Below are 23,303 nucleotides of genomic sequence, written 5' to 3' on the forward strand. Positions count from 1 at the left end.
AGTCACTATGACCAGCAGCACCCGTCAATTTCGCGCCCAGGCAATCCCTACAGTAATTATGGTAATCCTGGCGCCCCTCTTTTTCGGCCTCGGTATCTGGCAGCTCGATCGTGCCGAACAGAAACGCAATCAGGGCGCCTCATTGGAACTGCGGCGCAAGCAGCCGCCACTATCGCTGACCGGGCCCCACCCCGATGCCGAACAACTGCTGTTCCGCCGGGTTGAGGCGCAAGGGCGCTATCTTAGCGATAAAAGCGTGCTGATTGAAAACCGCAAGCATCGGGGTAAAACCGGCTTCCATCTGATTACACCCCTGCAACTCCTGGATAGCAATACAGTGCTACTGGTCAATCGGGGTTGGATCACCCATGATCAAATCGATCAGGCCCTGGCCGAAGTTGACAAGGGTGAAACACTGACCATCAGCGGCGAAGTAAGAATCCCACAGCCACCGGCCATCGAACTTAAACAACAGGCTACGGCGAAAACTGACACACCGCCCCGCTGGCCCTTCCTCACCCTGGACCATTTCAGTGATTGGTCAGGCCTGGAGATCCTCCCCTTCATAGTGCTGCAATCGGCTCAGGACGAACATGGTTTCGTCCGCCAATGGCCTCACCCCCGGGTCAGCGACATGATGCACATCGGCTATGCCATACAATGGTTTGCCTTCGCCATCATCACCCTGTTGATCTGGCTCCGGTTGTCACTGCACAAGCGCGATGAAAGCGGAGTCGCACTATGACAAGTGTTGCCGACAATAACCTCAAGCCACGCAGTCTTGCCTCCCTATGGGTATTGATCGCACTGTTTGCCCTGCCGATGATCGCTGCCTGGGTATTCTTCCTAAACCCTCAATGGCTACCCACCGGACGCAGCAACAATGGTGAGTTGATCGATCCACCCCGTTCTGTCCAGACACTGCGTTTGCAGACTGCGGATGGTGAGTTGTTCGACTGGCAGTCGCTGCAGGATATGTGGAGTATGACCCTGGTCGGCGAAGGGGGCTGTGACGCCGCCTGCATCGAGATATTGATCATGGCGCGTCAGATCCGCCGCGCCACTGCCGCGAATCGTCAGCGCATCGCCCGCCTGTTGATTCTCATGCCCGACGCAAATGGTCGTCTGGAGCTGCCGAATATGGGTGGCCTTGAAGGCACCCAGCTGCTGATCGCGGATAACAGTCAACGCGCCAGCATCCAATCCCTGTTTCCTCTACAGCTGTCGGAGCAGGCAATCCCCATCTTTCTCATCGATCCCCGGGGTGACCTGATGATGAAGCACGATACCACCAAGATCGGCACCAAAGAGATTCTGCAGGATCTTGAAAAACTACTCGAAGCCTCGCAAAACTGGGCTCAAGGAGGTCGCTATGGCCATCAGTAATATTTCCACACAGCAGGCGGTCAGCTTTGCCTGGCGCCACTATTATGAGATGACCAAACCCAAGGTCGTACTGCTCATCGCCTTTACCGCCCTGGTTGGCATGCTGCTGTCGCGGGATGGCCTGGTACCCTTGCAACCATTGCTGTTCGGTTTGCTCGGCATCTCCCTCGCGGCCGCCTCAGGCGCTGTGATCAACCATGTCATCGATCAGCGCATCGATGCCATGATGGACAGGACCAGCTGGCGCCCCATTCCCAGCGGTCATATGGACACCCCCCATGCAATCACCTTTGCCCTGCTCCTGGGTGGCATCTCCATGCTGCTGCTCTATTTTCTGGTGAACCCGCTGACCGCCCTGCTCACCTTTTTCGCCCTGATCGGTTATGCCGTGATCTACACCCTCTATTTAAAACGCAATACCCCGCAAAACATCGTCTGGGGTGGTTTGGCCGGGGCAGCACCACCACTGCTGGGTTGGTGTGCAGTGACCGGTGAGGTCACTATGGAACCATTTCTGTTGTTATTGATTATCTTCGTCTGGACACCACCCCATTTCTGGCCCCTGGCGATCCATCGCCGGGATGATTACGCCAAGGCCGATGTGCCGATGCTGCCGGTCACCCACGGGATCGACTTCACCAAGCAGCAGGTCTTGATCTATGCCATTATGCTGCTGGCGGTCTCCCTGCTGCCCTTCGCCATCCAGATGAGCGGCTATCTCTACCTGATCGGGGCGTTCGTGCTGGGCTGTGTCTTTGTCTACCACGCGGTAAAGCTGTTGCAGAGTGAAGGACGCGACCACGCCATGAAGACCTTCGCGTTTTCGATTCTCTACCTCAGCCTGCTCTTCACCCTGCTGCTGGCGGATCACTATTTGAGCCTGTTCCTGGCATCGGGTAGCACAGTCTAACCGATGAAAATCGTGCCCTGAGACCCTATTCGTAGTGTAGGGTGCGGCTTGCCGCACCGATTGCCCTGCATACGAACCAAAAAGGGTAAAATCTGAGATATTCCTGTTTTTTTTTAATCCCGCGCAAAACCCGGATCGGTTACGGTGCGGCAAGCCGCACCCTACGATATTCTTAAAGCTTGCGTTGACCCAGCTTCGTCAGATAGAAGTGTAGGGTGGGGCCCAGCCCCACCGAATGTTGTTAATAATGGATTGATTGGTGGGGCAGGGCCCCACCCTACACTATTGTAAAAGCTTGCGTTGACTCTGCTTCGTTAGATAGTGTTTTAGGAGTAACATAACCCTATATTACTGTGTTAGAGACCTTACCAAGGCCGGGAATCAACGGATGAAAGCACTTTTCGAAAAACTAATCCGTAATACTACCTCTCTCATAAACCGAATCGCCCGGCTCTATCATCCTCAGACATTGCGGGAGAAGGGTTGGATTTGGGGCAGTATGCTCGGCATCGTCACGCTTGCCATCATCCTTTTTATGCTCGGTCTCTACTGGAGCAGTGTGCCCGAGCCCTTCGATGTACGCGACAACACCCGCGGCATGTTGCAGGAGATGGACATGGAGCCTGTTACCGGCTCCTACACCACCGCCGCACTGATCACTGTCATGGAGACCCTGCTGGAAAAACCCGGGGGCTATCTGAGCAATGACATCATGCCGCCGAGTGTGTTTCTGGACAACATCCCGAATTGGGAGTTTGGGGCACTGACCCAGATCCGCGACCTGGCCCGGTCACTGCGAAACGATATGAGCCGCTCCCAGTCCCAGTCACTGGAAAACGAAGACCTGGCCATCGCCGAACCCCAATTCAACTACAGTAACGACTCCTGGATCTTCCCTTCTACCGAGGGGGAGTACCGCACAGGCCTGAAGGCACTGAGACGCTATCTCAACGGCCTCTCGCAACAGGGTGAGATGAGCACCCAGTTCTTTGCCCGCGCCGATAATCTGCGTGACTGGCTGGCGGTGGTGGAAAAACGCCTGGGAAGTCTGTCACAGCGCTTGAGCGCCAGCGTGGGTCAGGAGCGCATCAATACCGACCTGGCCGGCGATCCCGCTGCCGCACAATCCACCACCACCTCGGACCATGTCAGTGTACAAACCCCCTGGCTGGAGATCGACGATGTCTTCTACGAGGCCCGCGGCGCCACCTGGGCGTTGATCCACTTCCTGCATGCAGTGGAGATCGACTTTCAGGATATATTGCGCAAGAAGAATGCCCTGGTGAGCCTGCGCCAGATCATCCGCGAACTGGAAGCCACCCAGGGTCCCATCAGCAGCCCGATGGTATTGAATGGCAGTGGCTTGGGGATCTTCGCCAACTACTCCCTGGTGATGGCCTCTTACATTTCACGCGCCAATGCGGCGGTGATCGACCTGAGGAGTCTGTTGAGTCAGGGTTAGGTTATCGATCCTCTCGTTTCTTTTCCTGATCAAGCGCTTTCCTGTGGGAATCTTGCAGCTTTTCACGCTGTCTCTTTTTCCTTATTGCCTCGATCAGTTCACGCTCACGCTTGGCAAAATAGATATCCTCTTCCGCCTGCCCTTTTAACCAAAGTTTATTGAGTGAGTCAGCCATTTACTATCTCAGGTTATCTTGATCCTGTCTTGAAATCAGCGTACCGGTGTCATCCCATAGGACCTGAGGATTGAGACAAACTCCTGTAAAGCCTCCACCCCGCTCGCCTCTGCCTGGGCGCACCATTGACTCAAGGCCTCGAGACGTTTTTCATGACTGGAGGCATGTTGCTCCCAGATCGCCTGCAACTTCAATTTGAATTGATAGACCTTGTCCAGGGCCGCATTGGTGTCGAGAATCTCTTTCAGCTGTACCAAGTCGCTGTCACTCAGGAGCATACTGTCCCGGCGCACCAGCCGTTGAGCGCTGCGGTAGAGATGACGCAGCGGGCGTTTGGCCTGCCTGATCTCATCCCGAAACACCGGCTTCAATACCTTGCGGCGATAGTCGCTCAGCAATTGCAGCCGATTCACCGTGAGCGCCTTGATCGCATCTATGTCGAGTTGAGGACGTTCGGCAACCAAGGCGCGTTTGGGCGCAATCTTGAGCACCTTCGCCAAGCCTAAAAAAGTGAACAGTTTGATATAGAACCAGCCCAGATCGAACTCCCACCACCGGTTTGACAACTTGGCAGAGCTGCCGAAGGCATGATGGTTGTTGTGCAACTCCTCTCCCCCGATAAATATACCCCAGGGAACAATGTTGGTGGCCGCATTGGGTATCTCGAAATTGCGATAGCCCCAGTAGTGACCGATACCGTTGATCACACCCGCAGCCCAGAAAGGTATCCAGATCATCTGCACAGCCCAGACCGTGATACCAGCAGGCCCTAGGAGTATGAACTCAACAACCAGCAACAGGATGATGCCTGTAAAGTTGTAAGGTGTATAGAGATGGCGCTCCAGCCAATCGTCTGGTGTGCCCTTGCCGTAGCGCTCCAGGGTCTGTTGATTTTTCGCCTCCTGTTTGTATAGCTCCGCACCCTGCCACAATACCTTACTCAGCCCCCTGGTCTGGGGACTGTGGGGATCACTCTCTGTTTCGCACATCGCATGATGCTTGCGGTGTATGGCTACCCATTCCCGGGTCACCATACCGGTGGTCAACCAGAGCCAAAAACGAAAAAAATGGCTCAGTAACGGATGAAGCTCCAGTGCCCGATGGGCCTGGTGGCGATGCAGAAAGACGGTCACCGAAACGATGGTGATATGGGTAAGGAGGAGGGTCAGAATAATAAAGTCGGCTAGAGAAAAATCGAATAAACCATTGAGTATCATAAAAAATCCTGCTGGTAATCATGCCTTTTGGAAAACGGCAAACGAATCATTGATCGAGGCTACCCCAATACAGAGATGGATCATCGCCGGATACCGCATGCAGCGAGATTATCCTCACAGTATATACGCTACTCTCTGGCTTGCATCTAATCGGCCACTCACTGGCTGAGCCCTAGGTGAGTGATAGCAGGGCTGAGACCAACAGCCTCGAATCGTAGTAGGGAGCACTGCTTGAGCTGATCAGCGGGGTGTCGATAACCTGAATACCCAACCCCTCCAGGAGCTTGCTGGAGAGTCGCGATGGGTAGTCACCGTTTTTGCTGTCGAGGAGGATGAAATTCAGCAGCCTTCCTTTGCTGCTGGCGCCTGGTAAATCCTGGTGTAAATAGGAGAGCAACTGCTGCACCGAATCGTTCAGATCCATCCCCAGCTGTTCCGGGTCTGATCCCAGATTCGGCACATAGATCTTGGGACAGGCATTTTCCCCTATCGCGGCCCCGACACCCCGTGGCAGCAGATTGGCGACGATGCTGGAGTAGAAGCTGCCGGGCGGATAGACGATCATTTCCGCGGTTTGGATCAGCTTGTGGTTCTTTTTGCGCAATTGGGTCTTAACCGGGGTGTACTTGTCCAATCCCTTTGACAGGGAGAGCTGTTTCACCGGACTCTCCAAGGGGGCCACCTGCTTGCCCGTCAACAGATGCTGACCGATAACACGACTGCCATCTACCAGCTCAGCGGAGAGATGGTAATTGTCGTTCACCACTGCGCGCACGATCCCCTGCACCCCCACCATCTTTTCAAACAGAAAGATGATCGGGTCGAGATGTTCATGGTTATTGAGATAGCCGCCACTGAGAATAAGATTACCGATACTGGCACCGCGCAGATCGAACTTGGCCGGCATGGCATCGTAGAAATAACCCAGTTGATTGCGAATAATACGCCGTATCGGGTTATTCACCGGGTCCACCAGTGGGTGCCTGCCTCGGATCATAGACTCGAGTTGATCCAGTAACTCACCCTTCCCCGCCTTGAGGGGAAAGCGGTAGGTCAGCAGATCAAACACCTCCGGGTGACCAGTCACGGTTTCATCCGCCAAGGCTACCATTCGACTGCGCAGATCACCGATTGAAGGCATATCGAATGCCTGTCTCAGTTCAGCAGAGCTGCCACCGGAGTCGAAGGGGGTAACCAGGTGGATTGAATTGTGAGTGTAGCTCTTCAGCACCCGACTCACGTCATTCAGGGCACTGCCTCCACTGAAGAAGAGTATCCTTGGGCCGAGTTCAGGGCTTTTCTGGTATCGACTGATGCGGAGCGGATCGGGAATGCGCGCAGCGCGCGTTACATAGATGCTTTTCATAAGACAAGCTAATTATAGTATGGAATGGATGCCATCACAGAGCCTTTTTATTTGCATTAACAATCTGGCATATAGCATGAATCAATGACATGATGTAGGGGTGAATGAATACTGAATAAACACCTGCATCATGCAAGTTCAACAACCGTCATCCATTTCCCGGCAACGACTTATAGAGGCCCTGATCAGGGGCGCTATCTGGGCCTTTATCGGCCTGCTTTACGCCATGCTGTTTGTTTTCCTGGCTGCATTCGCCGACCATTGGCAGCTGCCGATCGATCCCAATCTGTTCGCGGGTGTACTCGCCGGAACCCTAGGTGCACTGATCTACAGCAGTATGCGGCTTGCGGTCTTGATGACCACCATTATTTCACCCATCTCCATATTCTATTTCATCCTCTCCGATCATCCGGTGGATCTGCTGTTTCTAGTGATCCTGGTCTCTGCAGTGGGGGCGGTTGTCGGCGCCCTCTATGGCAGCTTCTCCATGGGCTCACGGGTCAACCGTGCGGATGCGAAAACATTGGCTGGATTCAGTGCCGGCTGGCTGGCATCACTCACCTATCTACTGGTCGTGAATCTCACTGCACCGATTTCGATCAGCACGATAGTCGCCCTGCTCTGCCCGCTGACCGGTATCCTCTATGTGGCCCAGGTCCCCGGTTTTATCAAACTCTATGACAACTTGCTGCCACCGGTTGGCGATGGTTTGATGGTAGGGGTCGGGGTTTCGGGTTTTATAGCACTCTGTTTCTTCGTCATGATCAGTAGCATCGACGACAGCGTGGCCGGACCGCTTTCCGCTGCATTGGAGGTCATCCACGCCAACCTGCCTAGCGCTATCCTGGGAGGCGTTCTCGGGGCGGGCCTGGCCGGTGTTGCATCAGGCCTGTTGTTGACTGGCTGGCAGGATCTGTAGCGCCAACTCAGTTCCACATCGGTCTTGTTACAAAATCAGTCCGCTAATGAACGCGAATAAACGCAAATGGAACGATTTACTGTCCAATATGGTACAACACGAATCCGATCCTACGCTCTTTAGCATAACCGAATAGCCAAATAATACAGTACTACCCAGGCCAATAGGTTCAAAAAGCAAGATTCGCGTTCATTTGCGGACGCATATAAATTTGCGGCTATTTGCGTTTTGCTTTTTACAACGGATTGCTACCAATCCGAGTGAACAAAACCCCACTCCGGATGATCCACGCGCTCATAGGTATGGGCACCGAAGGCATCCCGCTGGGCCTGGATCAGGTTTTGCGGCAATCGCTCGGTACGGTAACTGTCGAAATAGTTGAGACAGGCGCTCATCACCGGAACCGGTATCCCGGCATGGGTGGCGAAACCGATCACCCTGCGCCAGGCACCCTGCAACCCCTGCAACTGGACAGCCAGTGCGGGATCCAGCATCAGATTGATCGGTTTCGAATCAGTGGAATAGGCCTCACGGATTGGGTCGAGCAGACGCGCCCGGATAATGCACCCTCCCTTCCAGATACGCGCGGTTTCCGCCAGATCGATGGACCAATGATAGCGCTCCGAAGCATTTCGAATCAGGTCCAGCCCTTGCGCATAGGCGGTGATCCTTGAGGCGTAGATGGCGCCATGGAGATCCGCCAGCAGGGATTCCCTGTCAGCGCTATCCACGGCCTCCGGTCCCTGTAGCAAGGGAGATGCCGCCACCCGCTGCTGTTTCATGGAAGAGAGCAACCGGGCATCCACTGCGGCAGCGATACCAGGCACCGCCACACCCTGCTCAAGGGCGGCCTGTACCGTCCAACGGCCGGTCCCCTTCTGTCCCGCCTTGTCCATCACCAGACTCACCAGGTGTTCACCGCTATCTTGATCAACCACCTTCATCACCTGGGCCGTCAGCTCCACCAGGAACGACTCCATCGGTCCCTGGTTCCACGCATCGAACTGCCGGGCCATCTCATTTTCCTTTAGGCCCAGGCCCCGGCGCATCAGGTCATAGACCTCCGCGAGCAGCTGCATATCGGCATATTCAATACCGTTATGCACCATCTTGACGAAATGACCGGCGCCGTCAGGGCCGACATGGGTAACACAGGCACCCGCTTCGGTCTGGGCGGTGATCGCCTCAAATACCGCACTCACCTCTGCGTAGGAGTCCCTGGAGCCACCCGGCATCATGGATGGACCATGACGCGCCCCCTCCTCGCCACCGGATATACCGACACCGACGAAATGCAGCCCCTTGTCGCGAAGATAGCGCTCGCGACGCCGGGTGTCCTCGAACCAGGAGTTGCCGCCATCCATGATGATATCGCCAGGTTCCAGCAACGGGATCAACTGCTCGATCACCTGATCCACCGGATCTCCCGCCTTGATCATCAACAGAATCCGCCGCGGTCGCTCCAGCAGGGCTATGAACCGAGCCATATCCGGATCGCCGCCAAACCGCTTATCCCGATTTTCACCCAAAAACTCGGTGATTGCTCCACTGCGCCGGTTCCATACCGCAACCGGAAAGCCCTTCTCTTCCATATTCAGCGCCAGATTGCGGCCCATGACACCCAGCCCGATCAGGCCGATATGAAACTGTTCGATTTCAGGCATACTCTATTCCTGTCAGTTAAGACCTTTTAATACTAAATCAATAGCCCCAGTCGCTGATCCTCCGGCAATGAACGGGCCGCCTGGATATCCATCATCCAATCCCCATCCCGGGCAATGGCTGCGGGCACGTTGTGATCCACCAGCGCCCGACGAACGGCATCGGCCTTCCCCCCACCCTGGACCATTACCAACAGATGCCTGGCGCCTTGGATAACGGGTGGCGTAATTGTCAAACGCTGTAGCGGCGGTTTTGTAGCGATGCTCGGCATCACCCTTCGCTTATCTTCATCCAGCGCGGCCGATCCGGGAAATATCGATGCCGTATGGCCGTCATCACCCACACCGAGGAGCAGGATGTCGATCCTCTCCGGCAGTACCAGCTCGTATACCTCCGCTGCCTTATCGGGCTCTTCTTCACCGCACATGCGGTAGACATGCATGCCTTCCGGACGGTCACCATCAGGAAACAGGCTGTTCATCACCGTGGAGTAGTTGTTCTCCGGGGTATTCACCGGCACGCAGCGCTCATCACCGAAGTAGAGATTGATTTGGGACCAGGGGATGTCATTGCGTAATGCCAGGCGTTGGTAGACAGGCAGGGGCGTCGCCCCACCGGCCAACATCAGATGGCAACGTTGTGACGACTCAAGCACCAGCCGGATCTTGTTGCAGATCCACCGTTCAGCCTGTGCATTAAACTCGATTGGATCGACAATGAAACGTTCCATTAGATCTCCCGCCATTGACGGCTGTAGCGGTCCATCAGTTTTTCGGCTTCCACAGGGCCTTCACTGCCCTCGGCATAGAATACGGGCTGTCGTCTTTTCGCACCTTCCCAGTGACTCAGAATAGGGGTTACGAAACGCCAGGCAAACTCCACTTCATCCCGCCTCGCAAACAGGGTGGCATCCCCTTTCACGGCATCCAACAAGAGTCGTTCGTAGGCGTCTTTGATGGGATGTGTGTAGGTCTCGGAGTAGCTGAAATCCATCTCCACCGAACCCACCTCCATCTCACCCCCGGGGCGCTTGCTGGATATTTTCAGGGCCATACCCTCATCCGGTTGGATACGGATGGTCAATACATTCGGCTCCAAATCCTGACACACATCATCGCGCCCGAACAGACACAGGGGGACAGGGCGGAAAACCACCGAGATTTCGGTTATCCGTTTGGTCAGATGCTTGCCTACCCGGAGAAAGAAAGGCACACCCTGCCAGCGCCAGTTATCGATATAGCATTTGATGGCGGCATAGGTTGGGGTGCGCGAATCCGGCTCCACGTTGTCCTCATCACGGTAGCCGCGATACTGACCAAAGACCACATGCTCCAAAACCTCCTGGGAGGTGAACTGGCGCAGGGAACGCAGCACCTCGACCCGTTTATCCCGAATATCATCAGCGGCGAAAGAGACCGGCGGCTCCATGGCGCAGAGTGAGAGTACCTGAAGCAGGTGACTCTGTACCATATCCCTGATCACACCGGTCTTGTCATAGAACCTCCCCCGACCTTCCACGCCAATCGACTCGGCGGCGGTGATCTGGATGTGATCGATATATTTTCGATTCCAAAGGGGCTCGAATATGGTATTGCCCAAACGAGCCACCAATATATTCTGCACCGTCTCCTTGCCCAGATAGTGATCGATGCGATAGACCTGATCCTCTTGCAGCACCTCGGCGACAATCCGATTCAGGTCGCTCGCCGACTCGAGATCACGGCCATAGGGTTTTTCCATAATGACCCGGGTCCAGGGTGTTTCGGCGCCACCGGATTGGAGTAAACCAGCCTCACTAAGGCGGTGCAGTATTACGGGTGCGGCAGAGGGGGGAGTGGCGAAGTAGAAGAGACGATTTCCTTCGCTGCCGATGAGTTGTTCGACGGCTTCCAACGCCTTGCGTAGGGCAACATAACCCTCCGGGTCTTCAAAATTGCCTTCCACATAACTGATACGCTGGCTGAACGCCTGCCAGACCGTATCATCAATGGGTTGGGATCGTGAGTAGGCCTGTAGTCCGTCAAACAGGATGTTACGATATTCCGCATCGCTTTGCGGTCTACGACTGTAACCGATAACGGCAAAGCGTTCATCCACTGCCTGTTCACGCGCCAGGTTATAGAGTGCGGGAATAAGCTTGCGCTGAGTCAAATCACCAGCTGCGCCGAATATCACCAATACACACGGCTCTAATCGATCTGCCTGAAGAAACAGTTCGCCGAGGTTAAAATGTTGAGCTATCGGAATATCGGTGGCCGTCATATTACCCGCCTTTGGGTTTCTGTTATTGTTTTGTATCTATTTTATAGCATGCCCACTCACCAATACCGACAATAATGCATAATGCCGCCAGTGAGAAGTCGATAATCTGAAATCCATCCGCATCAGGTGTTTTTTTATAGCGGCATATAATTGATAAGTCAGGGCGAAGGGCCAAATATCCCAATTTTATATGGGTCTTAAGCTCGCCATTAAAAATATTCTTAAATCCGTTGTATAATTAATCTACTTTTATAACAAAGGTGAATGAAACGATTTTCACCCTATAATTATCTATATTATTTTTGGTTGGATTTTCATCATTAGCACAAACAGGCCACTGATCAAGCTTTTCGACCCATTGAGTACAGAATCGGCATACAAAAGCCATACAACTTGCAAGGATGCATATATCGTCAAAGACCCTCAATCAATGGGAACATCGCTTCATTACACAATGCTTTAACACTGTTTTTTTATCCCTTTTAATACTTCAGGAACAACACATTGCATCAAGATATTAAAATTGGCGTATTTGTCGACGCTGAAAATGTTCGATATAACGGCGGATACCAATTACGTTACGACATCCTAAGAATGTTTGCAGGGCGTTATGGCGGATCCCTGCTCAGACTAAATACCTATATAGCCTTCGACCAGGAGCGGGCCAAGGAAGATCCTGAATATCGTCGTCGTGCAATGACCTATCAGCAAATGGTCAGGGAATATGGCTGGAAGATTATCGTGAAGAATGTGCGCCGTTATACGGACGAAGAGGGGAATGTCACTACCAAAGCGAATGCAGACCTGGATATGGCCGTTGACGCCATGCTGCAAGCGGAGAAGCTCGATCTGTTGCTGCTGGTCACCGGTGATGGTGATTTTCTGCAGGTGGTAACCGCCCTGCAAGATCGTGGTTGTCGGGTAGAGTTGCTCGGATTCAGAAATGTCTCACAGGAATTGCGCAGGCTGGTGGACGATTACTATTCGGGTTTCCTGATCCCCGATCTGTTACCGATCTCTTATGAGCCCCGCAACGAGTGGGGAGAGCCTGGCTCCTGCGTGCGTGGTGTGTGCGCAAAATGGTTTCCAGAAAAAGGCTACGGTTTTTTACGTTTTCTCAAACGCATCGATCCGAATATGTGGATTATCGATCCCCGTCAAGAGGGCTCCCCCTACGAAAGCGTCTTTTGCCACGCCAATGAACTGGCCGACGAAGTCACAGATGAGGTGATGTCGAACCGGGATTCCATACTCGAGTTCTATATCCAACAAAGTGACAAGGATGACGGTTATGTGGCCAATAACGTACGCCTGGTACCGAGCTTTGGCGGAACGGGACTCTAGCCCTTCAGACACATCACGCCAATGCCCGGCATTCATCATCCATCACCGGTAACGATGGGGATACAGCAATCGCTTGGGGATGTGAATGGGCTATCCAGGATCAAGGATGGTCTGGTAGCCTCTGGTTGAACCTGCGGCACGCACGATGGTACCACCACGCAACGGATATCTCCCCGCTTGGCGGTCTGCATAGTAGAGCTTGAGCGACTCTTTTATCACCGGAAAGGCAAGCTTATCCCAGGGTATCTCCGATTCAGCGAACAACCTGACCTCGAGACTCTCATCACCTGCGGCATAATCGAGATCGAGCAGCCGGCTGCGAAACAACATATATACTTGATTGATATGTGGAAGATTGAAGAGAGTGTAGAGTCCCTCCACTTCTACCCTGGCACAAGCCTCCTCCAGAGTTTCCCGTGCGGCCCCTTGCTGACTCGTCTCCCCATTCTCCATAAAACCTGCCGGTACAGTCCACAAGCCATAGCGGGGTTCGATGGCACGCCGACATAAGAGAATCTGCTGCTCCCACTCGGGTATGCAGCCGACCACGATCTTGGGATTTTGATAATGAACGGTACTGCACGTATCACACACATGTCTTGGCCTGTTATCACCTTCGGGAACCCTGACTTCCACCTCTGAGCCGCAGTGGCTGCAATACTTCATTATTTAGATCCTATCGACTCGCCAGTCGCTATTGTCACCGATTGTTGGAAGCGGCGTCCAGGTGCGTATCACGCCTGGGCTGTAACAGGCTCCTGCCACCGATTCCTGATATGATGTCGGACCCTATAAAAACGCTAAAGATCCTTTTTCAGAGTATTTGGAGTCAACATAGAAGATGCAGGAACAGATCCCAGAGGCCAATCTTGATGAAGCGATTGCAGCCATTGACCTCGGTTCAAACAGTTTTCACCTGATCGTTGCACGGGTCATCGAGGGCCATCTGCAGATCATCGACAGAATGAAAGATACCGTCAGACTCGGCGAGGGCCTGACTGCAGACAAGCGCCTCAAACCCCACGTAGCCGAGCGTGCCCTTGAGTGTTTAGGGCGATATGCACAACGCTTGCGTCCCCTGCCGGCTGAAAATATTCGTGTCGTCGGCACAAACACCATGCGCCAGATCCATGCGGATGACAATTTTCACGGTCTTGCGGAAAAGGCCTTGCTGCATCCTATAGAAATTATCGCCGGACGGGAGGAGGCACGGCTGGTCTACCTTGGGGTGGCACATGGACTTGCTGCAGGAGATGAAACACGCTTGGTCGTGGACATCGGTGGCGGCAGTACCGAGCTGATCATCGGCCAGGGCTATCAACCTCATGAGCGGGAGAGTCTGCATATGGGGTGTGTCAGTATAAGCCGTAGATTCTTTGCTGACGGTAATATAACAGCACAGGCCATGCGTGATGCGGAGCTTGCCTGTAGCCTGGAAATCCGGCCGGTGAGATATGAATTCAGAGATGGGGATTGGACCCGGGCAATCGGTAGTTCGGGCAGTATAAAATCGATTGGTAACGTGATCCTGCAGCAGGGTTGGAACAAGACCGGGATCTGCTGCGAATCCCTGCAACGACTGAAACGGGCATTGATCGATGCAGGCAACATCGACAAGCTCTCATTGAAAGGGTTGTCTGAAGAGAGAAAACCGGTTTTTGCCGGTGGCTTGGCCGTGCTCTCGGCCGTCTTCGAGCAGATCGGCATCGAACATATGGAAGTCTCCTCCGAGGCCTTGCGGGAAGGCTTGATATACGACATGGTCGGACGCGGCCAGGAGGAGGACGCCCGTGAGCGCACCCTGAAAACCCTGATGCGCCGCTATGACGCGGATGAGGATCAGGTTGAGCGGGTGAAAGCAACCGCCCTGGCCCTCCACGAACAGGCCAAACGGGCCTGGAATCTAGAGGAACCGCGCTATGAAGCGATGCTATCTTGGGCGGCGAAAGTACATGAGATAGGTCTGACCGTCTCCCATAGCCAATTCCAGAAACACGGCGCCTATCTACTGGAAAAATCTGATCTATCCGGCTTTTCCCTGCAAGAGCAAAAGGTTCTCGCGGCCCTGGTCAGAGGACATCGGCGAAAATTTCCGACAGCTATATTCGAGGCACTCCCAAAAGATGTGGTGAGCTGTACCAAACTGCTCTGCATTCTGCTCAGACTCTCGGTATTGACCCATCGGGCACGCTCCACGGTTGCCAAGCCCATACCCAGACTTGAGGTCGAAGATCACAAGATATCCCTGGTTTTTCCCGAAGAGTGGATCGCTCACCATCCATTGACGAGAAAGGAGCTGGAGCAGGAAGCCAGCTATCTGGAGTCCGCGGGTTATCTACTCAGGTTTTCCTGAAGCAGCGGACCCAGTGCGCCGAGTATCTCTTCGGCACTGGATCCGTGGGCCATCCTGCGTACCAGTTTGCCCTGTTTATCGATAATGTAGGTATCCGCCGTATGATCGACCACATAGGGTCCATCAACCTTTTTGTCCACGATACGGTAGGCAGCACCATAGCGTGCGACAATCTCATCGATCTCACTTGCGCTGCCGGTCAGACCCATCAGTGAAGGGTGGAAATACTCCACATACTCCTTCAGGCGCTGCGGTGTATCCCGATCAGGATCGACACTGATAAACAGTGGCTGTATCTGTTCACGCTCCCTATCATCCATGGCAGACAAGGTGGTACTTATCAAGGCAAGATTGGTTGGGCAGATATCAGGACACCAGGTATAGCCAAAGTAGAGCAATACCACCTTGCCGCGGTAATCACTCAATGCGACAGGTCCGCGGGAAGATATTAAGGAAAAATCCCCTCCTTTTGGCTCTGTGGCAAGTGTTGGGTTGATTGCAACATGCCCTTCATCAGTGACGGGGTTCCAGAACAAAAGTAGCCATGCGAGCACACCACCCGCCGCTACGATGGCCAAATAAAGTCCTATTCTCTGCATTTTAAAAAACTCTATCACCCGAATGCTGTGGTCATCTGCCGCCGGTTCATCACGATGATGTGGCAGCTAAAGGACGCAATGATGCATGGTGTTCACAAGGCGAGCATTGATATATGGCAAATCACTGCCCTTTGGTAGCCGAATCGACGCTTGGATGGTCACTGTGTCGGTTGTAGTGACTCTTCCTCGACCATACCCGACACCAATTGCAAACTCTGGTTGACCAGTTGGCTATAGTCCCTAAGCAGGGATAGCAGCTGAGCGTCTTCCTCACTCAGCTGAATGTCGTTGATCTCTTGTTGGTCCGTAACGCCGTATTTTTTCGCAACCCGCAGGGTTACGTGTGCCAGGCCTTGGGTCAGGGCTGCGGCTTTACGGCGAAGATCATCTACCAGAAATCGGGCTCTGATTGAGTTGACACGATCTGTATTATGCATTGCGAGCATACGCTCGACATCGCTTAGCGCCTTTCCAATGCTGCGCTCGATATTGTGGATCTCCCTGACATCGAACTTCATATTCATACGCACGCTTCTTAATTGAACCCGTAGTTGCGGTGCCAACTGCTGCATGGCCTTCGAGTGCTTTTTCAGACTCATGAGGGCCATCTCATCAAGCGGTTCGAAATCAGCCGTGTATGCAGGTTTTAACCAACCACAGGCGAAGACCAGGGCAAGAAACAACAGAACGTTGCGCAGTTGTAAATTATTCTTGCCAAAAAATTGTTGTCTATTCAAAGTCATCTCTCGGTCTCAAAATAATCGTTATATCTCTGCCAAATCCCCTTTGTCTTCCAACCATTTTTTACGATCAGACGCCCTTTTCTTGGCCAGCATCATATCCATGACACGGTTTGTGCTATCTCCATGTTCTATGGTCAACTGGATCAGGCGACGGGTATCAGGATGGATCGTCGTCTCCCTTAGCTGCAATGGATTCATCTCACCCAGACCTTTAAAGCGTTGCACATTGATCTTACCGCGTAATTTCTCCGCTTCAATGCGGTCCAACACTCCCTGCTTTTCCGAATCATCCAATGCATAGAAGACCTGTTTTCCCACATCAATTCGGTACAGCGGCGGCATAGCTATATAGACATGTCCCTGTTCCACTAGTTGCTTGAAATGACGCAGAAACAACGCACACAACAGGGTTGCGATATGCAGCCCATCGGAATCCGCATCGGCCAGGATACAGATTTTACCGAACCTTAGATTCGACAAGTCACTGCTGCCGGGCTCAACCCCGATGGCAACGGAAATGTCATGCACCTCCTGTGAGGCCAGCACATCGCCATGCTCCACCTCCCAGGTATTGAGGATCTTACCCCGCAGCGGCATGATCGCCTGGAACTCCCGGTCCCGCGCCTGCTTTGCCGATCCCCCGGCTGAATCGCCCTCTACCAGAAACAGCTCGCTTCTGCTCGGATCCACAGAGCTGCAATCGGCCAGCTTGCCCGGTAGCGCCGGCCCTTGTGTCACCTTCTTTCTGGCCACCTTGCGCCCGGCACGCATGCGACTCTGTGCGGATGTAATCGCCATCTCGGCAATCTGCTCACCCACATCCGTATGCTGATTCAGCCACAGGCTGAACGAGTCCTTGACCACCCCGGATACGAAGGCAGCACACTCCCTGGAAGATAGACGCTCTTTGGTTTGGCCGGAAAACTGCGGATCCTGCAGCTTGACGGATAGTACATAGCAAACCCGGTTCCATACATCCTCCGGGGTCAGCTTGATTCCGCGGGGCAGTAGATTGCGAAATTCGCAGAACTCTCGGACCGCATCGGTGAGGCCTGTGCGCAGGCCGTTCACATGGGTTCCTCCCTGGGAGGTGGGAATCAGATTGACATAGCTCTCGGTCACCAGCTCGCCCACCTCAGGCAGCCAGACGACCGCCCAGGCAGCGGTTTCGGTGTTCCCTGACATCTCTCCGACAAACCCCTCTTGAGGGATCTTCTCCAGCCCCTGTAAGGCATCCAGCAGGTAGTCTCTCAAGCCATCCTGGTAGACCCATGACTCCTTTTCGCCACTTTTCTCATCGAAGAATGAGACCTTCAGGCCGGGACAGAGTACCGCTTTCGCCCGCAGAACATGGCGCAATTGGCGAGTGGAGAAACGAGAGGAGTCGAAATAGCCCGGATCCGGCCAGAAGCGTAAGCGAGTGCCGGTGTTGTTACGTCCCACCTTACCCACAATCTCCAGGTCAGAAACCTTATGCCCATCGGCAAAGGCCATGTTGTACTCCTTGGCATCCCGTCGTACCCATACCTCCAGATGTTTGGAAAGGGCGTTGACAACAGATACACCGACCCCATGCAGGCCACCTGAAAAGCGATAGCTTTTATTGGAAAACTTGCCGCCGGCATGGAGTTTGGTGAGGATCACCTCGACCCCCGGCACTCCCTGCTGGGGATGGACATCCACAGGCATCCCGCGACCGTCATCCACCACCTCCAGGGAATCGTCTTTGTAGAGGGTGACTTCGATCGACTTGGCAAAGCCGGCAACCGCTTCGTCCACACTGTTGTCGATAACCTCCTGGGCGAGATGATTGGGCCGGGTGGTATCGGTGTACATCCCAGGTCGCTTGCGCACCGGTTCAAGGCCGCTGAGGACTTCGATATCAGAAGCGTCGTAGCTACCACTCATCTTACTTTGTCGATCCTATGCAAATGGTTTTCAACGGCCGGAGTTTACACACCTGGGAGAGTGCTGGCGAGTCTCGATGATGAGTTACCCCTCCTGTCGGCGGAGGATGAGTTGGTCGCTATCATTGACCACTGCATCTGGGGTAGGTAAGTTTACCCTTGAGACCAAAGCTTCCGCGGAAGCCGTATATTACAGTGATAGCAAAAGTGGCAAGAAAACAGAAAACACCCCCATTCGAAGAGGCGATGAAGGAGCTGGAAGGCCTCATAGAATCTCTGGAACAGGGCGATTTATCCCTCGAGGAGTCTTTGAAATCGTTTGAACGAGGGGTTGCCCTGACCCGAATCTGCCAAGCGTCATTGCAGGAGGCTGAACAGAAGGTTCGCATCCTTAACGGTGAGACCCAGGACGCCGAACTGGAATCCTTCTCCGATGACCATGAATGACGGCCTGAAGGCCTTCACCGACGAGTGCCAACAGCGTGTCGAGCAGGCCCTGGAGCGACTTCTCCCCCCATCCACCACCCTGCCTACGCGTCTGCATGAGGCCATGCGATATGCCACCCTCAATGGTGGCAAGCGTATCCGGCCGATCCTGGTGTTCGCAGCCGGACAGGCGTTGCATGTCAGCAGGGAGAGGCTTGACGCCCCTGCCTGTGCTGTTGAATTGATCCACGCCTATTCACTCGTACATGATGATCTGCCGGCAATGGATGATGACGACCTGAGACGTAATCAACCCAGCTGTCACCGCGCCTATGACGAGGCCACAGCGATCCTGGTTGGGGATGCCCTGCAATCCCTGGCCTTCAAATCCCTCTGTTGCGATCCCTGCATGCAGGCAGATGCCCAGATCAGGCTCGCAATGGTGGAGGCACTTGCACGGGCCAGCGGCTCTCGCGGCATGGCCGGGGGTCAGGCCATCGATCTGCAGGCGGTCGGGCGGGATCTCAACCTGGCGGAACTGGAGAATCTGCATATCCACAAGACCGGGGCATTGATTCGGGCTGCGGTACGTCTGGGTGCGCTGCTCGATCCAAGCGCCGATAAAAAGCTCACTCAGCATCTGGATCACTATGCCAAATGCATTGGACTGGCTTTCCAGATTCAGGACGATATCCTGGATGTGGAGGGCGATACCGAGACCCTGGGAAAGACCAAAGGCAAGGACCTGGCCCAGGAGAAACCGACCTATCCCTCACTTCTCGGGCTCAGTGGTTCGAAGGAGAAAGCACAAACTCTCATACAGGAGGCATTGCACAGCCTGGATGACTTCGACAGCGAGGCCGATCCCCTGCGCTGGATTGCACACTACATAACAGCCAGAACCTACTGAATTATAAAACTATTCTATTAGACATATAAAAGTTTTGAGTTTTGAGTGGATGAGTTCACTTCGCTCACTGCTCTCTAAAGTATTCTTGTTAAACTTCCCATGTGGCTAAAACTAACCAAATAAACACAAACCTGGCTCAAATAACTCAAAACTCAAAACTTAAAACTAAAAACTCAAACTGTAATAGCTGCCCGCCTTCAGCACGGCACCATCGCGAAATCACACTTGAATTGCTAACCAATTGTTTTATAAATGCTAAATAAGATTTGTGATGGCATCCCATTAAATCCTGACGGTTTGACTCCAGATAGTGGTTTTAGAGATAATTGTTCGTTCGACCCGGATGATTCCTGGGGAACGATCACAATCCAGTCCTGAATACGATGATTCAGCTGTAAATACCTGATGTTCTATCAGTTGTCCCCGAGCTGTGGTGACGATAACCTTGAATCAATGTTTTTCACACGTCCGCACCAGAAGGTGGGGCAGGAATAAATAACATGCTCGACAAGACACCGCTCAGCGGTTCACAAATAGCCGATGTGCAGAACAGTGCCGATACACGCCAAATAGCCATAAACAAGGTGGGTATCAAAGACATTCGCCACCCCATGCGAATCAGGGACCGCAGCGAGGGCGAGCAGCACACGATTGCCAACTTCAATATGTACGTCAATCTCCCGCATAACTTCAAGGGCACCCACATGTCCAGGTTCGTGGAGATCCTGAACAGCCATGAGACTGAGGTTACGGTGGGATCATTCAAGGATATGCTGGCGGAGATGACTGATCGACTGGAGGCGGAGTCGGGCCATATCGAGATGAATTTCCCCTTCTTCATCAATAAGACGGCACCGGTTTCAGGTGTAAAGAGCCTGCTTGACTACGATGTAACCCTGATTGGCGAGATCCATGGGGGTACACCCATCATTGACATCAAGGTCGTGGTTCCGGTAACCAGCCTCTGCCCCTGTTCGAAGAAGATCTCCGACCGCGGCGCGCACAATCAACGCTCCCATGTCACTGTGCAGGCACGCACCGTCGGCTTTATCTGGATCGAAGAGATTATTGACATGGTGGAGAAACAGGCCTCCTGTGAACTCTTCGGCCTGCTGAAAAGACCGGATGAAAAGTTCGTCACCGAACACGCCTATGACAATCCGAAATTCGTCGAGGACATGGTGCGGGACATTGCCGTGCAATTGAATCGTGAAGATCGTATCAGCGCCTATGTGGTGGAGTCGGAGAATTTCGAATCCATCCACAACCACTCGGCCTATGCCTTGATCGAAAGGGACAAGACGACCGATCCCGTGTAATCCCGATCGGCCGCCCTTCACTCGTGTAGGGTGCGGCTCGCCGCACCCACCGCACAGCGTCAAGCATAGCTGTAAGTCAGAAACGTTTTTCCAGCAGCAGCACTGCCCCCTGGTCCTCCATTTTGACCCGGTTGAGAAAGCTCATCCCCAACAGCACGCGGGCAGGACCGTTGGTATCGATCACGAACCCTCTCACATTATTCAGGGTGATCTCCCCTACCTGCACTCTGTCGAGAGTGACATCATATGCATTTGCAGTACCACTCGCTGTATTCACGATGATACGCTTGCCATCCAGCTTGTAGGATATACCCAGACGCTTGGCCTGATTGGCATGCATGGCGACAGCTGTAGCGCCGGTGTCGACCATAAAATTGACCGTCCTGCCATTGATCGTGCCCACCGTGGTATAGGCCCCGGCCTGGTTTCGCCATACCTTGGCGGTCACCAGATCAGGTTTGGAAAAGCGGGTGGTGATATGCCCGCCAAGGGGATAGGTTCTACGCTCTCCTTCCACCTCAATCACCGCCTCCTTGCTGTTTGAAGAGATCAGCCGTACCCCCTCAGGGGATGGTTTGTCGAGTTTCAGCAGCCTTCTGACACCGTCAATGGTTACCATTGCCTTGTCAGTGAACAACGCCTCCACCACGATCTGATCGACAGCAAAGACCTGGGCAGGATAGATTGCAGCCAAAAGCAGTAACATGAAACAGCCTTTTCTCATGAGAACCATCCTGTCAGGTTGAGTAGCAAGATAGTGCCTGCGGTAAAGAGTCCTGCCACAACATCGTCCAGCATGATACCCAATCCGCCTTTCACTCTCCGGTCAATCCAGAGAATAGGCCAGGGTTTAAGGATATCAAACCCTCGAAACAGCAAAAACCCAATCGCAATCCATGCCCAGCCAGCCGGAGCGATTGCCATCGCAACCAGGTAGCCGACGATCTCATCCCATACGATGCCGCTATGATCATGTACACCCAGATCGTCAGAAGTTCGCTGACAGATCCACACACCGGCGACGAATGCCAGCAGAACAAGGAGTGAGTAGAGTAGCAATGAGAGGGGCTGGAGTAACAGATAGAGTGGTATCCCGACCAGGGTACCGTAGGTGCCAGGCGCCTTGGGCAGCAGACCGCTGCCAAATCCGAACGCAAGCAGATGGACCGGCTTGCGCATGTCAGGCATCACTTCTTCTTCATGCATGGATAAGATCCATCCCTGGTGCCAGCGTCTGAAACATACTCAGGTTTCTCCGCCCCGGCTCGAGAAATGCTCGTAACCCGTACGCTCAGTCGTCCATAAAGATCCATCCTCTTGGAGACAGCGCAATCCCCGCTGCGCCTCAATGATACCAATGGGTGTCATATTGACACCGCTTCGCCGCGAGATCGCGGCCACCTGGTCGCGATGTTCCGCTGGCAGGGTGAAACAGAGCTCATAGTCGTCACCACCCGCTATTATGATCTCCCACTCTTCTCCCCCCTGGAGATTGGCGGCAACCGGAGACGACAAGGGGATCTTATCGAGTTCCAGGCTGGCACCTACCCCACTCGATTGCAGAATATGCCCCAGATCCGCCAGCAGGCCATCAGAGATATCGATTGCACTGCTGGCAAGCCCACGCAGGGCCAGACCTGCCTCGACCCTTGGAGTCGGCCTTTCGAGGCGCTCTATAAGCGGCAGCAGATCACTCCGGTCAGCCCATGCATGCTTACAATCCAGGGCCATTGCAGCATCACCAAGGGTACCTGTCACATAGATTTCATCTCCCACTCGCGCACCGCCACGGGTCAGGCCCTTACCCATGGGTAACAGACCATGCACTTGGACTGTGATGCTCAATGGTCCGGAAGTGGTGTCCCCCCCCACCAGTTGCAGCTCATACTGCCCTGCCAGCTCGGCGAATCCCCGGCAGAACTCCCTGAGCCAAAAGTCATCCACCTCGGGGAGTGTCAGCGCCAGGGTGGACCAGGCTGGTTCAGCACCCATGGCAGCCAAATCACTGAGATTGACCGCCAGGGCCTTATAGCCAAGATTCACCGGCGAGATATCGGGAAAAAAGTGCACACCGGCGATCAGGGTATCCACACTCACCGCCAGATCCATCCCCTGAGGCACCCGCAGCAGTGCAGCATCATCACCCACACCCAACACCACATCACCGCGTTGCGATGTCATGTCGGCAAAATAGTCATTGATAAGGTCGAATTCAGCGATAGGGTGACGCTTGCTCATTAGGGTGGCTGTTATCTCCAGTAAACTGCCAGTGTAACTTTCAAGCGATTGAAGAAAAAGAGGGTGCTTTGCTACACCAGTACCAAGCTCAAAGAAGATGGGAAG

Annotated in this window: 23 protein-coding genes; 10 read left to right on the forward strand and 13 right to left on the reverse strand. The window is 53.8% G+C overall.

Annotation, left to right across the window (positions count from 1 at the left end; genetic code table 11):
- Nucleotides 1-7 precede the first annotated feature (7 nt).
- The 4 genes from R2K28_RS13230 to R2K28_RS13245 all read left to right on the forward strand — a co-directional run bounded on the left by R2K28_RS13230 (nucleotide 8) and on the right by R2K28_RS13245 (nucleotide 3,758).
- Nucleotides 8-745, forward strand: coding sequence for an SURF1 family protein (locus tag R2K28_RS13230; protein WP_316365025.1), 738 nt, complete (start codon nucleotides 8-10; stop codon nucleotides 743-745).
- The gene (locus tag R2K28_RS13235; protein WP_316365027.1) at nucleotides 742-1,386 is read left to right on the forward strand and encodes a hypothetical protein; all 645 of its coding nucleotides are present in this window, start codon (nucleotides 742-744) and stop codon (nucleotides 1,384-1,386) included. Before R2K28_RS13230 ends, R2K28_RS13235 begins: the two co-directional genes overlap by 4 nt.
- On the forward strand, nucleotides 1,379-2,296 hold the full coding sequence (gene cyoE, locus R2K28_RS13240; protein WP_442871443.1) for a heme o synthase: 918 nt from the start codon (nucleotides 1,379-1,381) through the stop codon (nucleotides 2,294-2,296). The genes R2K28_RS13235 and cyoE overlap by 8 nt, the downstream gene beginning before the upstream one ends.
- 388 nt (nucleotides 2,297-2,684) lie before the next feature.
- Nucleotides 2,685-3,758, forward strand: coding sequence for a DUF2333 family protein (locus R2K28_RS13245; protein ID WP_316365029.1), 1,074 nt, complete (start codon nucleotides 2,685-2,687; stop codon nucleotides 3,756-3,758).
- A gap of 1 nt (nucleotide 3,759) precedes the next feature.
- Here R2K28_RS13245 and R2K28_RS13250 read toward each other — a convergent pair whose 3' ends face one another.
- The 3 genes from R2K28_RS13250 to R2K28_RS13260 all read right to left on the reverse strand — a co-directional run bounded on the left by R2K28_RS13250 (nucleotide 3,760) and on the right by R2K28_RS13260 (nucleotide 6,516).
- Nucleotides 3,760-3,933 (reverse strand): hypothetical protein, encoded by a 174-nt coding sequence (locus R2K28_RS13250; protein WP_316365031.1) that lies wholly within the window; start codon nucleotides 3,931-3,933, stop codon nucleotides 3,760-3,762.
- A 35-nt stretch (nucleotides 3,934-3,968) separates the two neighbouring features.
- Nucleotides 3,969-5,150: a DesA family fatty acid desaturase gene (locus R2K28_RS13255; protein WP_316365032.1), complete on the reverse strand. Its 1,182-nt coding sequence runs from the start codon at nucleotides 5,148-5,150 to the stop codon at nucleotides 3,969-3,971.
- 172 nt (nucleotides 5,151-5,322) lie between these two features.
- Nucleotides 5,323-6,516: a GAK system CofD-like protein gene (locus R2K28_RS13260; RefSeq protein ID WP_316365034.1), complete on the reverse strand. Its 1,194-nt coding sequence runs from the start codon at nucleotides 6,514-6,516 to the stop codon at nucleotides 5,323-5,325.
- A 130-nt stretch (nucleotides 6,517-6,646) separates the two neighbouring features.
- On the opposite strand from R2K28_RS13260, the gene R2K28_RS13265 reads away from it, so the two are divergent.
- Nucleotides 6,647-7,435 carry a hypothetical protein gene (locus R2K28_RS13265; RefSeq protein ID WP_316365035.1) on the forward strand — a complete coding sequence of 263 codons (789 nt, stop codon included), beginning with the start codon at nucleotides 6,647-6,649 and terminating at the stop codon, nucleotides 7,433-7,435.
- A 248-nt stretch (nucleotides 7,436-7,683) separates the two neighbouring features.
- On the opposite strand, the gene gndA is transcribed toward R2K28_RS13265, so the two are convergent.
- Genes gndA through zwf form a run of 3 tightly spaced genes read right to left on the reverse strand, consistent with a single transcriptional unit; the run spans nucleotide 7,684 to nucleotide 11,359 of the window.
- The gene (gene gndA, locus R2K28_RS13270; protein ID WP_316365037.1) at nucleotides 7,684-9,099 is read right to left on the reverse strand and encodes an NADP-dependent phosphogluconate dehydrogenase; all 1,416 of its coding nucleotides are present in this window, start codon (nucleotides 9,097-9,099) and stop codon (nucleotides 7,684-7,686) included.
- A 32-nt stretch (nucleotides 9,100-9,131) separates the two neighbouring features.
- Complete coding sequence (gene pgl, locus R2K28_RS13275) at nucleotides 9,132-9,827, reverse strand: 6-phosphogluconolactonase (RefSeq protein WP_316365039.1); 696 nt, start codon at nucleotides 9,825-9,827, stop codon at nucleotides 9,132-9,134.
- Nucleotides 9,827-11,359 (reverse strand): glucose-6-phosphate dehydrogenase, encoded by a 1,533-nt coding sequence (zwf, locus tag R2K28_RS13280; RefSeq protein WP_316365042.1) that lies wholly within the window; start codon nucleotides 11,357-11,359, stop codon nucleotides 9,827-9,829. The genes pgl and zwf overlap by 1 nt, the downstream gene beginning before the upstream one ends.
- A 504-nt stretch (nucleotides 11,360-11,863) precedes the next feature.
- Here zwf and R2K28_RS13285 point away from each other — a divergent pair.
- A complete protein-coding gene (locus R2K28_RS13285; RefSeq protein ID WP_116445385.1) occupies nucleotides 11,864-12,703 on the forward strand; it encodes a LabA-like NYN domain-containing protein in 840 nt (279 codons plus the stop codon).
- 90 nt (nucleotides 12,704-12,793) lie between these two features.
- On the opposite strand, the gene R2K28_RS13290 is transcribed toward R2K28_RS13285, so the two are convergent.
- Nucleotides 12,794-13,369, reverse strand: coding sequence for an NUDIX hydrolase (locus R2K28_RS13290; RefSeq protein WP_116445384.1), 576 nt, complete (start codon nucleotides 13,367-13,369; stop codon nucleotides 12,794-12,796).
- 175 nt (nucleotides 13,370-13,544) lie between these two features.
- Here R2K28_RS13290 and ppx point away from each other — a divergent pair, with 175 nt between their 5' ends.
- Complete coding sequence (gene ppx, locus R2K28_RS13295) at nucleotides 13,545-15,056, forward strand: exopolyphosphatase (protein ID WP_316365043.1); 1,512 nt, start codon at nucleotides 13,545-13,547, stop codon at nucleotides 15,054-15,056.
- On the opposite strand, the gene R2K28_RS13300 is transcribed toward ppx, so the two are convergent.
- From R2K28_RS13300 to parE, 3 genes are all read right to left on the reverse strand, one after another.
- Nucleotides 15,035-15,481 carry an SCO family protein gene (locus R2K28_RS13300; RefSeq protein ID WP_316365045.1) on the reverse strand — a complete coding sequence of 149 codons (447 nt, stop codon included), beginning with the start codon at nucleotides 15,479-15,481 and terminating at the stop codon, nucleotides 15,035-15,037. The genes ppx and R2K28_RS13300 overlap by 22 nt on opposite strands.
- A 332-nt stretch (nucleotides 15,482-15,813) precedes the next feature.
- Nucleotides 15,814-16,392 carry a hypothetical protein gene (locus tag R2K28_RS13305; protein ID WP_316365047.1) on the reverse strand — a complete coding sequence of 193 codons (579 nt, stop codon included), beginning with the start codon at nucleotides 16,390-16,392 and terminating at the stop codon, nucleotides 15,814-15,816.
- 27 nt (nucleotides 16,393-16,419) lie between these two features.
- Nucleotides 16,420-18,306: a DNA topoisomerase IV subunit B gene (gene parE / locus R2K28_RS13310; protein ID WP_316365049.1), complete on the reverse strand. Its 1,887-nt coding sequence runs from the start codon at nucleotides 18,304-18,306 to the stop codon at nucleotides 16,420-16,422.
- 206 nt (nucleotides 18,307-18,512) lie between these two features.
- Between parE and R2K28_RS13315 the strand changes: the two genes are divergently transcribed.
- From R2K28_RS13315 to folE2, 3 genes are all read left to right on the forward strand, one after another.
- Nucleotides 18,513-18,752 (forward strand): exodeoxyribonuclease VII small subunit, encoded by a 240-nt coding sequence (locus tag R2K28_RS13315; RefSeq protein WP_116445392.1) that lies wholly within the window; start codon nucleotides 18,513-18,515, stop codon nucleotides 18,750-18,752.
- Entirely contained in the window at nucleotides 18,739-19,641 is a 903-nt protein-coding gene (gene ispA, locus R2K28_RS13320; protein ID WP_316365053.1) for a (2E,6E)-farnesyl diphosphate synthase, read from the forward strand. Before R2K28_RS13315 ends, ispA begins: the two co-directional genes overlap by 14 nt.
- 500 nt (nucleotides 19,642-20,141) lie before the next feature.
- Nucleotides 20,142-20,960: a GTP cyclohydrolase FolE2 gene (folE2, locus tag R2K28_RS13325; protein ID WP_116445378.1), complete on the forward strand. Its 819-nt coding sequence runs from the start codon at nucleotides 20,142-20,144 to the stop codon at nucleotides 20,958-20,960.
- 76 nt (nucleotides 20,961-21,036) lie between these two features.
- On the opposite strand, the gene R2K28_RS13330 is transcribed toward folE2, so the two are convergent.
- From R2K28_RS13330 to thiL, 3 genes are read right to left on the reverse strand one after another with little or no spacing between them, the layout of a single operon-like run.
- Entirely contained in the window at nucleotides 21,037-21,684 is a 648-nt protein-coding gene (locus R2K28_RS13330; RefSeq protein ID WP_316365056.1) for a retropepsin-like aspartic protease family protein, read from the reverse strand.
- A complete protein-coding gene (locus R2K28_RS13335; protein WP_316365058.1) occupies nucleotides 21,681-22,166 on the reverse strand; it encodes a phosphatidylglycerophosphatase A family protein in 486 nt (161 codons plus the stop codon). The genes R2K28_RS13330 and R2K28_RS13335 overlap by 4 nt, the downstream gene beginning before the upstream one ends.
- A gap of 39 nt (nucleotides 22,167-22,205) precedes the next feature.
- Nucleotides 22,206-23,198, reverse strand: a complete 993-nt coding sequence (gene thiL, locus R2K28_RS13340) for a thiamine-phosphate kinase (protein ID WP_316365059.1) — start codon at nucleotides 23,196-23,198, stop codon at nucleotides 22,206-22,208.
- Between the last annotated feature and the right edge of the window lie 105 nt (nucleotides 23,199-23,303).

It is taken from the genome of Candidatus Thiodiazotropha sp. CDECU1, assembly GCF_963455295.1.
Lineage (GTDB): Bacteria > Pseudomonadota > Gammaproteobacteria > Chromatiales > Chromatiaceae > Thiodiazotropha.

Coding starts and splice junctions, on each gene's coding strand:
- R2K28_RS13230 (WP_316365025.1), top strand. CDS start 8: ATGACCAGCAGCACCCGTCAATTTCGCGCCCAGGCAATCCCTACAGTA.
- R2K28_RS13235 (WP_316365027.1), top strand. CDS start 742: ATGACAAGTGTTGCCGACAATAACCTCAAGCCACGCAGTCTTGCCTCC.
- R2K28_RS13245 (WP_316365029.1), top strand. CDS start 2,685: ATGAAAGCACTTTTCGAAAAACTAATCCGTAATACTACCTCTCTCATA.
- R2K28_RS13250 (WP_316365031.1), bottom strand. CDS start 3,933: ATGGCTGACTCACTCAATAAACTTTGGTTAAAAGGGCAGGCGGAAGAG.
- R2K28_RS13255 (WP_316365032.1), bottom strand. CDS start 5,150: ATGATACTCAATGGTTTATTCGATTTTTCTCTAGCCGACTTTATTATT.
- R2K28_RS13260 (WP_316365034.1), bottom strand. CDS start 6,516: ATGAAAAGCATCTATGTAACGCGCGCTGCGCGCATTCCCGATCCGCTC.
- R2K28_RS13265 (WP_316365035.1), top strand. CDS start 6,647: ATGCAAGTTCAACAACCGTCATCCATTTCCCGGCAACGACTTATAGAG.
- gndA (WP_316365037.1), bottom strand. CDS start 9,099: ATGCCTGAAATCGAACAGTTTCATATCGGCCTGATCGGGCTGGGTGTC.
- pgl (WP_316365039.1), bottom strand. CDS start 9,827: ATGGAACGTTTCATTGTCGATCCAATCGAGTTTAATGCACAGGCTGAA.
- zwf (WP_316365042.1), bottom strand. CDS start 11,359: ATGACGGCCACCGATATTCCGATAGCTCAACATTTTAACCTCGGCGAA.
- R2K28_RS13290 (WP_116445384.1), bottom strand. CDS start 13,369: ATGAAGTATTGCAGCCACTGCGGCTCAGAGGTGGAAGTCAGGGTTCCC.
- ppx (WP_316365043.1), top strand. CDS start 13,545: ATGCAGGAACAGATCCCAGAGGCCAATCTTGATGAAGCGATTGCAGCC.
- parE (WP_316365049.1), bottom strand. CDS start 18,306: ATGAGTGGTAGCTACGACGCTTCTGATATCGAAGTCCTCAGCGGCCTT.
- ispA (WP_316365053.1), top strand. CDS start 18,739: ATGACCATGAATGACGGCCTGAAGGCCTTCACCGACGAGTGCCAACAG.
- folE2 (WP_116445378.1), top strand. CDS start 20,142: ATGCTCGACAAGACACCGCTCAGCGGTTCACAAATAGCCGATGTGCAG.
- R2K28_RS13330 (WP_316365056.1), bottom strand. CDS start 21,684: ATGAGAAAAGGCTGTTTCATGTTACTGCTTTTGGCTGCAATCTATCCT.
- R2K28_RS13335 (WP_316365058.1), bottom strand. CDS start 22,166: ATGCATGAAGAAGAAGTGATGCCTGACATGCGCAAGCCGGTCCATCTG.
- thiL (WP_316365059.1), bottom strand. CDS start 23,198: ATGAGCAAGCGTCACCCTATCGCTGAATTCGACCTTATCAATGACTAT.